10 protein-coding genes are annotated in these 15187 nt (G+C 54.4%); 7 read left to right on the forward strand and 3 right to left on the reverse strand.

What is annotated here, in order from left to right; all coding sequences use genetic code 11:
- Nucleotides 1–26 precede the first annotated feature (26 nt).
- A complete protein-coding gene (locus tag D5366_RS06490) occupies nucleotides 27–755 on the forward strand; it encodes an MgtC/SapB family protein (protein ID WP_141492773.1) in 729 nt (242 codons plus the stop codon).
- Here D5366_RS06490 and D5366_RS06495 read toward each other — a convergent pair.
- Nucleotides 738–1643, reverse strand: a complete 906-nt coding sequence (locus tag D5366_RS06495; RefSeq protein ID WP_141492774.1) for a diacylglycerol/lipid kinase family protein — start codon at nucleotides 1641–1643, stop codon at nucleotides 738–740. The two genes, D5366_RS06490 and D5366_RS06495, sit on opposite strands and share 18 nt — an antisense overlap.
- A 185-nt stretch (nucleotides 1644–1828) precedes the next feature.
- On the opposite strand from D5366_RS06495, the gene D5366_RS06500 reads away from it, so the two are divergent.
- The 3 genes from D5366_RS06500 (at nucleotide 1829) to D5366_RS06510 (ending at nucleotide 5178) form a co-directional block, all read left to right on the forward strand.
- Nucleotides 1829–2740, forward strand: a complete 912-nt coding sequence (locus D5366_RS06500; protein ID WP_141492775.1) for a UDP-2,3-diacylglucosamine diphosphatase — start codon at nucleotides 1829–1831, stop codon at nucleotides 2738–2740.
- An 80-nt stretch (nucleotides 2741–2820) separates the two neighbouring features.
- Nucleotides 2821–3783, forward strand: coding sequence for a glycosyltransferase family 4 protein (locus D5366_RS06505; protein WP_205839624.1), 963 nt, complete (start codon nucleotides 2821–2823; stop codon nucleotides 3781–3783).
- A gap of 168 nt (nucleotides 3784–3951) precedes the next feature.
- Nucleotides 3952–5178: a Gfo/Idh/MocA family protein gene (locus tag D5366_RS06510; protein ID WP_141492776.1), complete on the forward strand. Its 1227-nt coding sequence runs from the start codon at nucleotides 3952–3954 to the stop codon at nucleotides 5176–5178.
- Nucleotides 5179–5250: 72 nt separating this feature from the next.
- On the opposite strand, the gene D5366_RS06515 is transcribed toward D5366_RS06510, so the two are convergent.
- Nucleotides 5251–7599: a DUF3772 domain-containing protein gene (locus D5366_RS06515; RefSeq protein WP_141492777.1), complete on the reverse strand. Its 2349-nt coding sequence runs from the start codon at nucleotides 7597–7599 to the stop codon at nucleotides 5251–5253.
- Between the two features lie 32 nt (nucleotides 7600–7631).
- Nucleotides 7632–10574, reverse strand: a complete 2943-nt coding sequence (locus D5366_RS06520; RefSeq protein ID WP_141492778.1) for an ATP-dependent DNA helicase — start codon at nucleotides 10572–10574, stop codon at nucleotides 7632–7634.
- A gap of 178 nt (nucleotides 10575–10752) precedes the next feature.
- On the opposite strand from D5366_RS06520, the gene D5366_RS06525 reads away from it, so the two are divergent.
- Genes D5366_RS06525 through D5366_RS06535 form a run of 3 tightly spaced genes read left to right on the forward strand, consistent with a single transcriptional unit; the run spans nucleotide 10753 to nucleotide 15181 of the window.
- Nucleotides 10753–12372: a lysine--tRNA ligase gene (locus D5366_RS06525; protein ID WP_141492779.1), complete on the forward strand. Its 1620-nt coding sequence runs from the start codon at nucleotides 10753–10755 to the stop codon at nucleotides 12370–12372.
- A 5-nt stretch (nucleotides 12373–12377) separates the two neighbouring features.
- The gene (locus D5366_RS06530; protein WP_141492780.1) at nucleotides 12378–14486 is read left to right on the forward strand and encodes a lysylphosphatidylglycerol synthase domain-containing protein; all 2109 of its coding nucleotides are present in this window, start codon (nucleotides 12378–12380) and stop codon (nucleotides 14484–14486) included.
- A complete protein-coding gene (locus tag D5366_RS06535) occupies nucleotides 14483–15181 on the forward strand; it encodes a MarC family protein (protein ID WP_141492781.1) in 699 nt (232 codons plus the stop codon). Before D5366_RS06530 ends, D5366_RS06535 begins: the two co-directional genes overlap by 4 nt.
- Nucleotides 15182–15187 lie beyond the last annotated feature (6 nt).

A 15187-nucleotide genomic window follows, 5' to 3' on the forward strand; every position in this document is an offset into this window, starting at 1 on the left:
AGATAATCGGCAAAGAGTGAGGCTTCATGAGCGGCTGGCATTTTGCGACATTAAGTGAAACGGGTGAGACGCTGGTAAATCTGCTCTGCGCTTTTGTGCTGGGTGGTATTATTGGCATTGAGCGTCAGGTGCGGCAGCGTACGGCCGGGCTGAGAACCAACACGCTTGTTGCTGTCGGGGCTGCCATTTTTGTTTCCCTCGGGACGCGGTTGCACGAGCTGCAAGGGGGCTCCCAGACGGCGATTACAATTGTTGCGTATGTCGTGTCTGGCATTGGCTTTTTAGGTGCTGGCGCGATTATGAAGGAAGGAGCCAGTGTATCTGGCCTCAATACCGCAGCGACAGTGTGGGGGTCCGGTGCTGTTGGCGCGTGTGCTGGTGCGGGTGTGCTGGACGAGGCTTTTCTAGCGGCGTTATTCGTTCTGGCGTCGAATACGCTTTTGCGGCCCTTGGTGAACCATATTAACCGCTTGCCTTTCCGTGAAGAGAGCGGTGAGGCGACATATGTGGTTTATGTCATTTGCGAGCGGTGGGTGCGGTCCGATTTACGGGACGCGGTGGCAGAAATTCTTGAGCAAGCAAGTTATCCAGTGCGGCAAATCGAAGATCATCCGTTTGGCGATCACGAAGTCGAATTATCCTTCACGCTTTATGCCACGGCAGTACAGGTCGACGAATTGGACGAAGCCTTGGAAAGGGTAGAGCACATGGAAGGTGTGCATCAGGCGTTTTGGAACTCAGGTGAAGAGATTTGACGCGATAAACGGGTTTTTGGCCGGGGTTGCCAATTGTACCGGCTGGGCTGCGTCCTGAATGGTGACGGCTGTATAGCCAGCCGCGTCACCATCGGCTTGGATGGGGACGTCATTAGGCTGTGAAATGCTAATGTGCGAGCCTTTTAAAGAGATAACGCCCGGCAGTCGGCTCATGCGGCTTTGTGGTAGTGCCATACCAGCTCTAAGCGCAGAGAATATCCCGCCATTGCGGAATAATGTGATGGAAAATCCGGGTTTGTCCGGGCGCGCGGTTGGATCTAGCGTGTAGGGACCGCCGTATAGGCGTCCTTTGCTGATAATAGCACTTGCTGCGGTGTAAGTGCTGCCATCGACAGAGACTGTGAGGTCCGGGAAGGGATATCGGGGCAGCTCTGTTAGTGTTTGGATGACGTAAGCATTGCGGCCTACCGCGCGCTTCAGGCGCAAATTAATGGCATGGACAACATGTGCATCAAAGCCTGCGCCGACCATTTGCACGAAGAGCTTTTCTTGGTGTTGGGTGCGCATGACACCCGGCCATAATGGGGTGTTGTGCGGTGAGGTAAGCGTGGCGGCCAGTTCTTTAACATGAAAGGGGATACCGTATTCATGGGCGAGGACATTGGCTGTGCCGAGAGGAATAATGCCCAAGCGCGCGGAACTGCCAACCATACCGGAGACAGTTTCGGCAATGGTCCCGTCGCCTCCAGCGGCCACGATAATGCGCGCCCCTGCTGCTACAGCCTCACGGGCGAGCGTAGATGCATGGCCACCGTAGCGTGTTTCCATAATTTTTACGGAGATACCGTGCGCGATGAGGCAATCCAAGACGGCCCAAAGCTTGCGCGTATTACGGCGGCCTGCTGTGGGATTGTGGATGACATACATCGAACCGTCTCCTGATGCCCCCGGCTTGTTATGGGGTGCGTAGTATCGTGAATGATTTCAACGCTATTCTTGCGGCGCTGGCTATCCGCCTTTGAGTGAAATCATGAAACTGTCACGTGAAGGGGGAAAGGAATCGTTTAAGACAGAGCGTGTCCAAGGACTGTAATAACGGGGGGGCGGATCCCATGCGTTTCACAGTGGAAAGTTCCGAGCCGACGTCATACCGGTCGGTTTTTATTTCGGATATTCACATGGGTACACGCGGCAGTCGTGTTGCTCTGACAACTGACTTTTTGCGCAGTATTGCATGTGAGCGCCTTTACCTTGTGGGCGATATCATTGATGGCTGGCGTTTACGCCGCACATGGTATTGGGATGAAGCGCATGATGAATTTCTGCGCTTGATACTGCGTTTGGCACGCAGCGGGACTGAGGTTATTTACATCCCGGGCAACCACGACGAAATGCTGAGAAACTGGCTTTCGATGGAATTGAAAATTGCTTCCATCCGCTTGGTGCCGAAAGCTGAGCATATTGCTGCGGATGGCCGCAAATACCTTGTTATTCATGGCGATGAATTCGACAGTATTGTTCGTTGTTACCCATTATTGGCGGTACTGGGTGATCATGCCTATACGGCTGCGTTGTTCTTGAATCGCTGGATTAATGTGGCGCGACGCAAAGCAGGTTTGCCGTATCGCTCCTTCTCAGCCTGGGCCAAAAAGCGCGTTAAAAGTGCTGTTAAGGCGATTGATCGTTTTGAGATGGCCCTGGCGCGTGAAGCAAAACAAATTGGCGCCGATGGGGTAATTTGCGGACACATCCACACGGCTGAAATCCGCGATATTGGTGGAGTTGCCTACATGAACACGGGTGACTGGGTGGAGAGTTGCACCGCCTTGGTCGAGACATGGGATGGCCAGTTTGAACTCGTGGACTGGACAGCACGCATGCACGAAGCGTGGAAAACAACCCTTGCTGAAATTAACAAACCCGCCGGGCCGCTAGGGGAAGATTTAAAGCCCGTTCTCGCTCAGATGATGCAGCAGGGCATGGCTGCGGAACCTTCACCCATTAAAGCAGAGCAAGTAGCGTGACTGACACTCCTCGCGTTTTGCGGCGTATTTTGATTGCTACGGATGCGTGGCACCCTCAGGTCAATGGCGTTGTACGGACCATGTCTATCGTGGTGGAAGAACTCCGCAAGCGTGGGCATGAAGTGCGCGTTGTCGGGCCAGACCAGTTCCATACCGTGCCCTGTCCGACATACCCGGAAATCCGTTTGGCAACTCGGCCATCAGGCAAATTTGCGAAGATTATGCGGGAGTTCAGACCGGATGTTCTGCACATCGTGACAGAAGGGCCTATCGGCTGGGCGGCCTGGCGGTGGGCGCGTAAGAGGAATGTCCCGTTTACGACATCCTATCACACGCGCTTTCCGGAATATGTGCAGGCAAGAATCAAGTTTGGTTTGAACCTTTCATATCGGCTGTTGAGGCATTTTCATAATGCGGCCTCGGCGACCTTGGTTGCGACGGCAAGCCTTAGGGAAGATTTGGAAGCTCGTGGCTTTACGCGCTTAAGCCCTTGGACACGCGGCGTAAATCTGGAGCGTTTCTCGCCTGAGCCTCGGTGCAACTGGCAGGAGAGGCTGGACGTGCCCGGTCCGATTTTCATTTATGTCGGGCGCGTTGCGGTTGAGAAAAATATAGAGGCTTTTTTGTCGCTTGATTTGCCCGGTACCAAAATTGTGGTGGGGGACGGGCCGCAGCGTAAAGCCTTGGAACAAAAATTTCCGCAGGCATTTTTCACTGGTCGTTTAGATGAGGGGGAACTGTCGGCGGCTTATGCAGGCGGTGATGTTTTTGTCTTTCCAAGCCTGACTGATACTTTCGGGTTAGTGCTCTTGGAGGCGCTGGCAAGTGGCACGCCATGTGCTGCTTATGACGTGACCGGGCCGCGTGATATTCTGGCAGGTACAAATGGCCGGGTAGGTGCTGTTGGACCAGACTTGCGTGAGGCTTGTTTAAAGGCTTTGAAAGCTGACCGACAAGAATGCCGCAAGCATGCTGAGGGTTTTACATGGGAAGTATGTGCAGATTTATTTGAAAATGCGCTGCATCCATTTTTTGATAAATAAAAATGTCTAAACTTTTCTGGAGAATAATTGGAAAGGTACAAAACATATTTTCATTAATTCAAGATTAATTTTAATTTAAAACCGATGTGTTTCTCACGCGCTTGAGGGGGAGTGGCGCCTGCATCGGGCGGGCAAAACCTCACTTTGAAGAGTGCGGAGTAACAAGAGATGAGTAGCAACGAACAAAGCAATTCTTCAGGATCGCAGACTCGGCGCAACATTCTGAAAGTTGCTGGTACAGCAGGTCTTGCATTCGGCGGGCGTCTTGCAGCGCAAGATATTCCACCAAATCATTTGGCTCCGCGGCCTGCTCCTCAAAGTATTCGCCCACTGCCTGAAGGTCGTCGGACGTTTGGCTACGCCATCATCGGGCTAGGCAAATATGCTGTTAATCAAATCATTCCGGCTTTTGCAGAGTGCAAACATGCGCGCCTCGCTGGATTGGTAAGCGGTGACCGCCAAAAAGCGGAGCGTATTGCTGCGGCGTATGATGTTCCGACCAAGAACATTTACTCGTACGATAACTTCGACGACATCAAGAACAATCCGGATATTGATGCCGTTTATATTATTCTGCCGAACTCACTGCATGCGGATATTGCGGAACGGGCTTTTAAGGCCGGTAAGCATGTCATGTGTGAAAAGCCGATGGCGACGAGCGTTGAAGACGCGCAGCGCATGGTGGACGCATCACGCCGTGCCAATAAGCAGTTGATGATTGGGTATCGCTGCCATTTTGATCCCATCACGCAGCGGACTATTGAGCTTATCCGGGCTGGTCACATCGGTAAGCCACGTGTGATCACCACAGAAAATACGGACGCTCTCAGCGTCGAAGATCCATCTGGCCAATGGAGAGTGCGCCGTGCGTTATCGGGCGGTGGCTCGCTGATGGATCTGGGGATCTATGGTGTTAATGCATCCCGTTATCTTTTGAATGAAGATCCGATTGAAGTCACTGCGGTGATAGCGCCCAGCAGCAACCCGATTTTCAGTGAAGTCGAAGATATTATTTCTTGGACATTCCGGTACAAATCTGGCGCTTTGGCCCACGGGAACTCTTCATTCAGCACTGCTGCGACGTCACGCTTTGGTATACAGGGCGAGAAATTAACCGCCGTGATGGATCCAGCGACGGGTTATTACAACAATACGTTCAAGGCATCGGGCGGGGACGAGGTGCACGTCTTGCAGGACCCAATGTTCCAGATTCCTGCTCTCAACCAGTTTTCTGCGCAGCTTGACCATCTGCCTGAAATTTTGGCCTCAGGTGCGCCATCCAAAGCGACCGGGCTAGAAGGCTTGCAAGACGTAAAGCTGATTCAGGCCATTTACCGTGCGGCTGCTCTGCGGCGGCCGGTTTCAACAGATTGGGGCGATTGGCGGAAAATCTGATTTTCCAAGTCGTTTCTTGCGGGGATCTATTTTGGAAACAGAAAGGGGAGGCATGGCCTCCCCTTTTTTGTGTCAGGCGGTAGTTAATTTTACGTATTCTTCCCGGAAGCGCCGGAAAATACCGAAGAGAACGGCATCCTGCACTTTCCCGGCATCTTTTGGGGTGTTCAAGCGCACGGTGAGAACCATCGTTACCGTAGCATCACCAAGGGCATTGATGCGGACCACGGGTGTTGGGTCTGCAAGAACTTCTTCGCGCTCAGCGGCGATTTCAATCAATTTCGCACGGACGGCATCAAGGTCACAGGATGTCGGTACGTTGAACGTCATGGAAAGTGCGCTTGTGGCGCCGGAGAAGGTTGCGTTTTTGACGCTGGAGGTGATGAATTGTGAGTTGGGCACGATGACCGTTGAGCCATCGCTCAGGTTCAGTTCTGTTGCACGGATGCTGATGCGTTTAACGTCCCCGCGGTTACCGGCAATTTCGACAACATCCCCGATACGCACTGGGCGTTCAGCGAGAAGAATAATACCGGACACAAAGTTCTGGACGATGGATTGCAGGCCAAAACCAATACCGACGGAAAGTGCGCTCACAACCCATGTTAGATTTTGGACGGAAAGCCCTGCAAGGCTGAGCTCAAACAGTCCGACTAAAATCCACGAGCAGTAGGTGAAAATAGATGTGATCGAGTTGCGCGCACCGATGTCCAGACGTGTCGTTGGTAGGAAACGATCACGGATCCATTGTCGGACTCTCTGGATCAAATAAGATGATGCGAAGAAAATCAGTACAATGGTCAGCGTAGTGCCGAGAGAAATATGAACACCACCAATAGTATTTCCAACGAATAAAAGGCGGATACGCTCGCCAATATCTGCGGGGTTCGCACTGCCGCCGGTCTGAACGGTAGAGACTAGAACAAGAAAAAGAAGGACGTTTCCGATACCTGAAAGCAGGACGGAAAGTTGTTGCAAGCGGCGTTCGGGCAGGCCAAGGCCGCTCAGATGGCGTCCTACCCGGCCATCAGGGTCGAGGAGTTGTTCTAGAGCGTTGCGCCAGAAAACAGCCAGCAGCCCGGTGATGAGCAGCGCTGTACCAAGGGTAAGTAGCCACCCAATAAGGAAAAAAGCGCTCGGTGTGTGATGGAAGATAATCGCCGCGCTCGTAACGACAAAAATGAGTACGACGATGCCAAGGAGCGTTGGCGCGAAGCTGTTTGTTCCTTCGATTGAACGTAACCTACGGAAGATAACGAGGGCTGCGGCGTTAACGCTGAGGACGAATACGACTTCAAGGACGATAAGCAGGTTAGGGCCGAAAACGTCTTGCTCCAACGCCGTGCGTAAAAGGTCGAGCCAAATGATAGCAACAGCCAGTGCCCCATCGACTTTACGTAAAAGAGAGGCGAGTTCTGGGTGATGCTTGGCAAGAGGGCTCTGGCGGCCGGTGAGCGCGTGCCCTGCGCCGATGATGAAACCGCAAAAAGGAAGTGTTTGCGCAAGAGTAAGCGCAAAAATGTTGTCGTCCAGCGTGGCGCCTTTGGGGAGCAGGGCTGTAATAATGGCCCAAACCAAACCGGATGCTACAGCACCGACGCACGCGCCAAGCAGGGTAATGAAAATACCGCTGCGGAATGATGCGCCGATGGAGAGTGTATCGTCCGTATCGGCATCGGGGTCTGCATCCGGGTCAGTATCAGCATCGGACTGCTTGGCAGGTTTGCGTAGGCTTAATGCCAAGATGGCGGGAATGATGAACGGCGTGAGTAGGAGCGTAGCAATAAGCCCTATCAGCAAGGTAGGCCAGTTTTCCAAAGCCCCGCCGGCATGGAATGAGCCGTGATTTTCGCTCTTTTCGGAAGCCAGAGTGGACCAGAAATGAGGATTGAATGGAGAAGGGACAGGTTCCCACAAGGTCGCATGGTGCAGGCGGACACGGCGTGCGTTGAGGGTGGAAATAAGTTGTTGGGCTTGTAGGGCGTACAGTTCTGCGCGCATGAGCGATGTTTGAACTGCTTTTGTGTTGGTAAGCAGCGCCGTGCGCTGGTTTGTAATGGCAGTATCTTCGTTATCAGCCGCTTTTGGGCCGAGAATTTTGAGATAGGATTGGGTAATGCCATCGAACGCCTGAAGCTGCTCAATGGTGCTACGCATGGTTTGTTGCGTGGCTTGGGCTTTGTGGGTGAGTGCATCAAGGGTGTTGTTGTCTGGCGTGCCGCTGGCCTGATTTAAGGTGTCATTGATGTTTTGCAAGTCACGCGCACCGTCATCCAGTTCGCGCAGAATAGATGCCGAGATGTTGCGCCAATCCTGACCGATAATTGGTAGGTTTGGGGCAGCATGGACGTGGGGGGCAATGGCGCAAAGCAGGAAAAGAGGGCCAAGCAGGAGGCCAATACGCCAGAAGTCTCTTTTCATGCGGGAGGCGGGGGCATAACGTCAATTGTCCTTTAAGCGGCTTCGGGTGATGGACCGAAAAATGCCTGAATATCAGTAAGCGTTTCAGTAAGGCTCATGCGGTGAACGGAGACACCGGTAGGAAAGGCCGTGAGCAGCCGGGAAGGCATGCGCCGGTCTAGTATAACAAAAACGCCACGATCCGTGCCATGGCGGATGAGACGACCAAAAGCCTGACGTAATTTCATGCGCGTCAGGCGGTCATCGTAGTCGCTGGGGTGGCCATCTGCGAGAACGCGTCGTCGCTCACGGTGCAGGATGTCTGGCCTTGGCCAAGGTGTTTTTTCGAATACAACCATGCGCAGGGCCTCGCCGGGTACGTCCACGCCGTCACGCATGGCATCGGTACCGAGGAGGCAGGAATGAATTTCGGTGCGGAAAATATCGACTAAAGTCGCATTATCCATGGCGTCCACATGTTGAGCGTAAAGGGGGATGCCTTGTTCCTCAAGGCGCTCGTGAATGCGTTGATGTACATCGCGGAGGCGCTTAATTGCTGTGAATAATCCCAATGCCCCACCGCCTGATGCTTCAAATAAAGCCTGGAAAGCCCACGCGAGTGATGCTGGCTCTGTTGAGACGTCTGTCACGACGTAAGCCCGCGTTTGATTGGCGTAATTGAAAGGGCTGAGCACCGAAGCACGAATGGGTGGTTTGATAAAATGGGTGGCCCCAAGGCGTAATTCTGCCGCTTGCCAGTCCCGTGTGCCGTCTTGGTCAAAAGCAGTGCCGCTCTGGTCACGCAAGGTGGCGGAGGTAAGCAACAAGCCGTGAGCAGCGGTTTGAATGGCCGCTGCAAAAGGAATGGTCGGGTCAAGCCAATGTCGGTGAAGCCCTACGTCGTGTGTTCCTCCGCCAGAGCGGTTGCGTGGTAGAGGTTCGGTCCGAATGAAATCAACATATTGCGGAATATGTGAAGTTGGCTCCGGCGGGTGACAGACAGCATCAAGCATGCTGATCCAGCCGCTTACACGGAGAGTGGCGCGCCGGTAGAGGCTGCGGATCATCGCTTCAATGCGCTGGCGGGTTGCAGCGTCCATCTCCGGGTCAGCATCTAATTGCGCGGCCAGTTGGTTGCTCAAATGTTGCAAGGGGCGGCGCAGCGTGTGCAAGGCGGAGGCAAGTGTTTGCGCCGTATCGATGATTCCCTGCTCAGCGGGAAAGAGATCACACTCGGTCGGGGGGTAGGCGTTCTGTCCTCGCTCCTGTGTGTGGCGGCGGTTTCTTAGCTGAGCATTGAGCGCTCTTAAAAAGGCTTCAGAGGGGTTATTCTCGTGCGGGATAGACGGCAAAATACCGCTTAAAAGATCGTCGGTTTCACTGTCCGCTGTACCGTCAGCGGAAGGAGATGGGTTGAGGCGCTCGCTCCAGCCGGGGGCAGGGAGTGTGTGTGCTGCGGCCAGCACGGCATGTACCGGACCATCCAGCGCTGGCACACGCTCGAGCAGGTCTTCAATACGGCGCAGCAAGCCTCTGGCACGGGAGCGGCTGCCTTCAGCGCCAAGCAGCCAGCGGCGTAATTCAGCTGCTTCAAGGCCGCATAGGACGGTAGAAAAAGCACTGTCGGCGGCGTCCGGCACATGATGGCCTTCGTCAAACACATACCGAGATGGCGTGCTGTCCTCATCAGGGATGCCCTCAGGTGTGGCTGCATTCCAAGAGGCTTGAGCCATGATCAGGGCATGGTTTGCAACGACGAGATCAGCGTGTTTGGCGCGGCGGATACCATGCTCGACAAAACAGGTTTGGTAGTGGGGGCAGGATGCGTGAATGCACTCTCCGCGCCGATCGGCAATGCTGTGCAGGATGCCTTGGCCGAAGACTTCGCCAAACCAGCCTGGGAGGTCTCCGCCCATGAGGTCTCCGTCTTGGCTGGTCTCGGCCCAACGCGCGATGAGAGCGAGCGGGAGCAAGTTTTTCCCACCCTCGGGGGACGAGGCTGCACGGGACATTGTCGCGTTTAGCATGTCTTCCATATTGAGAAGGCAAAGGTAGTTCTCGCGCCCTTTGCGAACGACGACTTTCTGCCGCCGCAATGCCCGGTCTGGGTATAGGCGGTGTAGTTCTTTTTCGAGTTGCTTCTGCAGGTGTCGGGTATAAGTACTGAGCCAAACAGCGCCGTCGTTGCGCTCTGCCCACAGGCTGGCGGGTGCGATATAGCCCAGGGTTTTCCCCGTACCCGTACCGGCTTCTGCAAGTACGACATTTGGTGTGCCGACGGCTTCGCGTGGTTCAAAGGCGGCGGTGGCAACGGAAGAGAAATCGGCTTGGCCCGGCCTTATTTCAGCATTTTCCCCCAAAATGTGGCGTAGTCTTTCACGCGCGGCGCGTGGCTCGACCGGATGGGCGCTGGGTGGCGGGCGCTGGGCTTCATCTTCCCATTTGGGGAGGCGCCGCCAGACGCGAATCGCTTCATGTGTTGGGCTGCTGGCAGCATTTTGGGCGCCGAGCACATGGGCAATTTCGCCCGCCCAAACCCACCCGGCGCGTGTGAGAGAGGGTAAAAGACCCTTAAGTGCATAGCCTTCCGGTGTTTGTGCTTTGGCATGGAGTTGATCCAGCAAAATTTCGCACAGGCGGGGTAGGAAATCCGCAGTGATAACGTGGGGAGGCTCTACCTCAAGAGCAATTGCCATGCCCCGCGCTGTGGGAGCGACGGTACGCGCAGGGTGCACGAATAAAAAAAGTTCAAGCAGGTCAAACCACGGCACGGGTTGTGGATGCTGTGGTAAATCAAGCGCCCGCATCGCGCTGGGGCCGTGAATAAGGAGTGGTGCAGGTAGCGTCAGCAGGCGTTGGCGGGTTTCTGCTACCGTTAATGTGAGCAGTTCTCCGTCGGGGGTGAGAAGTGATGAATGTCCACGGCGTGCGACAAGGGCGGGTGCATCAAACGGGGAAAGATGCGCAGGGGACGTATGAGAGGCAGGTGCGGACATTAAAGCGAGTTTACCCCGAGGGCCGACGCACTGCGAGGGAAAAGCAGAACGGATCGTGAAAATGATACGATTTGAGTCAAAAGTAGCACTTTGAAACCTCCGAAAGGGAACTAAATGCTGTGTTACTCTGCGTATTGCTTGACCAGAGAAACGCGTCTCCTTACCTTTTGGGGTAATCATGGAAAAGCAAAACCCTTCATCAACCTCCCTCCCAGCAGCGTCCGCGCCGCTTCCTAAAGCTTGGCCCTTCGAGGAGGCGCGCAAGATTGCCGAGCACGTTGGCAAACGTGACGCGGACAAACCTGCTTTGCTTGAAACGGGCTATGGTCCCTCAGGCTTGCCGCATATCGGTACGTTTGGCGAAGTCGCGCGTACAACATGGGTGCGCAAGGCTTATGAAGCCCTGACAGGCCGTCCGACGCGCTTGCTTGCGTTCTCTGATGATATGGACGCACTGCGTAAAGTGCCGACAAACGTTCCGCAGCAGGACATGCTTGCCAAGCATTTGGGCCTGCCGCTGACGCGCATCCCTGACCCGTTCGGGGAATATGAGAGCTTCGCAGCCCATAATAACGCCCGCCTGCGCCAATTTTTGGACAGCTTTGGTTTTCAATACGAATTTGCTTCTGCGACAGATTATTACACCAACGGTACGTTTGATGCTGCTCTGCGCCGTATGCTGGAAGTGCATGACGAGGTCGTTGCTACCATTCTCCCAACTCTAGGCCCTGATCGTCGGGCTACGTATTCTCCTGTTCTGCCGATTCACCCCGAAACGGGACAGGTCATGCAGGTGCCTATTTTGTCAGTTGACCCAGAGGCTGCAACTGTGGTGTGGGAAGATGAGAGCGGTAAGCGTTTTGAGACATCCGTGCTCGGTGGCCATGCCAAAATGCAATGGAAGGCAGACTGGGCAATGCGTTGGTACGCATTGGGCGTTGACTACGAAATGTCCGGCAAGGACCTGATAGACAGTGTCCGCCTCTCATCTAAAATTTGCCGCATCTTGGGGAAAGAGCCTCCTGCTGGCCTGACTTATGAACTGTTCTTGGATGCGCAGGGGCAAAAAATCAGCAAGTCCAAAGGTAACGGCCTGTCGGTTGAAGAGTGGCTGCGCTACGGCACCCCGGAAAGCTTGGCGCAGTACATGTTCCAGCAGCCAACCCGTGCGAAGCGTCTTTTCTTTGATGTTATTCCGCGTGCGACAGATGACTATTTGGCATTGGTTGCCAAGGCTGAGCAGCAAGAGGGCGATGACCTGAAAGCTAACCCAGTCTGGTCTATCCATGGGGGTACGATCCGCCCGCAGGATACCAGCCCAGTGTCTTACACAGCGCTGCTTAACCTCGCGAATGTTGCTAACGCGCGTGACACAGAGACGCTGTGGAAATTCCTGCGCCGTTACGATCCGACGTTATCACCAGAGACGCATCCTTACGTAGATCGTTTGGTTGAGACTGCGCTGGCGTATTTTATTGAGCGCGTTTCACCTAACAAAACCTATCGCGATCCGACAGACAGAGAGCGAAAAGGCCTTGAAGATTTGGCCGACGAACTGGCCAAACTTGATGTTTCTACGCCGCCTCTTGCTGTGCAGGATGTCGTGTTTGAAGTGGGCAAACGGTATTTCGAGAAGTCCGAACTACGCTCATGGTTTGGTTGCTTGTACGAAGTTCTGCTCGGTCAGAATGAGGGGCCACGTTTCGGGATATTCGCATCGCTCTTTGGTTTGAAAGAGACAGTAGAGCTTATTCGAACGGCTCTAGCGCGCCCTCCCGCCAAGGCTGAGCAGGGGTAAATCCCATGAGTGGGGCTGCTGACAATGAGTGGTCAGTCCTGCCGGCCGATGCAGGCGAGCCAGAGCTGGCGTGCACCGAAGGGGAGTGTGTTGCACCTCCCCGCTGGAAACGGTTCTTGTCGCGGGCGCCAGCCTTGGTGGGCATCGTGCTGCTTATTGCAGCCGTTGTTGTCATTTGGCGTGAGCTAAAAGATTTATCTTTAAAGGATATCGGCCACAGCTTGGCGGGCATCCCGCAGGATTCTCTTCTTGCGGGTGCTGCGGCAACCTTCCTGTCGTATTTTGTACTGTCATTCTACGACTACTTGGCCTGTGTTCATGTCCGCGCGGAAGTGTCTTATCGGCGCTCTGCTTTTGCGGCTTTTTGCTCTTATGTGTTGTCCCATAACCTTGGTTGCGCTGCGATTTCGGGCGCTGCTGTTCGGTTTCGTCTTTACCGGAGCTGGGGGGTGGCGCCAGCGCAGATCGCGCAGATTATAGCTTTTTGCTCTGCGACGTACTTGCTTGGGACCTGCGCTCTTATAGGCTCAATTTTCGTCATTGAGCCTTATGCCGTCCCATCCTTTATTCACGCCCCACCCCTTTTACTACAGGGGATTGGCCTCGTTTGCTGGCTGTTTCTTGCTGCTTATCTGGGGCTTTCCCGTCTTGGGCGGGGGGTTAAAATACGTGGGCATCTTATTGAAGTGCCGCGTACACGCATAGCTTTTGCCCAGATCGTCGTCAGCGCAGCAGATATGGCGGCTACCGCCCTCATTGCCTATGCGGTTCTGCCGCATTTGCCACCGCAGGCCCATTTTGGCTTTGGTACCTTCTTGGCCATTTATATCGCGTCCTACACGGCGGGTTTGATGGCCAATGTGCCGGGTGGACTGGGTGTTTTCGATGGCGCGATGATTTTTGCGTTGAGGCCTTATCTGCCTGTCGCAGAAATTATGGGAGCCATACTGGTTTTCCGGCTTTTCTATTACATTATCCCGCTTGTGCTGGCGGGTATGATGTTTGCTGGCCACGAACTCTTTCTGCGCGGAGAGCAGGCTCTTGTATCCGCAGGGCAGATTAGAAAGCGGATCCGGCCGAGTCAGGTCTTGCTGGAATCTGAAGCAGACTTCTCCGTTTCTGTTGCGACTAGCGTACAGATTACAATCGGTATTTTGCTGGTCGTGTATACATTATGGGCGCAACTACCACATTTGCACGAAGCGTTATGGGCCGCGATTGTTCAAATATCTGGCTTGCTGCTTACTATCATGGGTGTGGCCCTTGTCGGGTTGGCTCTTGGCCTTAAGCAGCGCGTTGCATTGGCGTGGAAAGTGTCTGTCGGCGTCTTACTAGCGTCTATCGTCCTGCTGCTGCTGCGCGGAGCGCCGATAGTAGCGATCCTTGCGCCACTCTTATCGCTGGTTCTGATCCTGCCTTTCCGGAACTGTTACTACCGTCGAGCGCACCTTCTTTCGGCCCCACTCACACCTTTTATGGTGGCACCAATCACCTTATGGGGGCTTGGTCTAGCCGGTGTTGTGTGGGTAGCGGTGGAACGTCATTTGGGCCCAATGTGGTGGCGAGCCATGATTTATGACGCCCATACGGCAAAGGGGCGGTGGTTCTTGGCCTTGTCTGCCGTGTGCGGTCTTGTTGTGCTGTGGGTTGGAATGCGGCGTGCCCGAATACGGTTTGAGGAATGGACGGGCGAAAGCGAGACGCGCTACCGCAAACTGCCACGGGCGCTACAGGAGTTTACGCCTCGTGCGCCTAATGGTTTGTTGTTGGATGAGGCAGGGAAAGCGGCCATACCGTTTTTGAGGGCGGGGCAGTTTATCATTGGCTTAGGTGACCCGGCCGGCGCAGAACGCAATGCTATTGCGGCCATCTGGCGCTTACGTGATTTCGCTGTTCAGGAAGGTAAGCATCTGGCCTTTGTACAAGTCGGACCGTCTTTAATGGCTGTCTATAATGACCTTGGTCTGACCGTTTGCCCAGCCGGTGAGCGTGGTGCTATATGCTGCTTCACTGAGGACTACCGACGGGTCAAAGCCTTCCTTATGGGAGAGGAGCGCTTGGCACGGCGTCGAGCCGCTCGGTCGGATGATCTTTCGCGCGCGGTTCAATCGTGACTTTGCCTCCCAGTCTTGCAAATGCGGTAACAGCTTGGCTTATCGCATTCCCAGCACTTTTCTCGATTATTAATCCTCTAGGGGCTTCGCTGATTTTTGCGCAGGCCACGGAAGGACGTGAGCGCCGTGACGTTGTTGCGCTCGCACGTTCTGTTGCGTTGAATTCATTGGTGATTCTTCTGGTGTCGCTCTGGGCGGGCGGCGCTATCTTGCACTTTTTCGGCATCAGCATTGACGCGTTGCGTGTTACGGGCGGATTGGTCGTTGCTGCACGTGCTTGGGTGATGTTGCAGCAACCCAAAGCGAATGAAGAGCGCAAGGAGCGTCAAGCGCTGCAAGATGGTAGAACGGCTTCGGCTGCTGACCTGCGGGAAACAGCATTTTTTCCACTTGCGATGCCGTTTACCGTTGGGCCCGGTAGTATTTCCGTTGCAATTGCGTTGAGCACATCGCGTCCGGACATCATGCCCGAGGCCGATTACCTTATGGGTGTATCGGCCGCCGCAACAACGATGGCTGTTTTGATTGCGGGGCTTTATTCATCCGCTGAGCGCGTGGTTTTGCTGCTAGGCGTTACAGGCGCACGCATTGTAAGCCGTATTGCGGCTTTGATCCTGTTGGCAATTGGCATTCAGATTTTGGCATCTGGCGTGTCTGGATTTTTGACGACCGCAATAAGGCAGGCGCTGCACTAACAGCAC

The sequence above is a fragment of the Neokomagataea tanensis genome (assembly GCF_006542335.1).
Lineage (GTDB): Bacteria > Pseudomonadota > Alphaproteobacteria > Acetobacterales > Acetobacteraceae > Gluconobacter > Gluconobacter tanensis.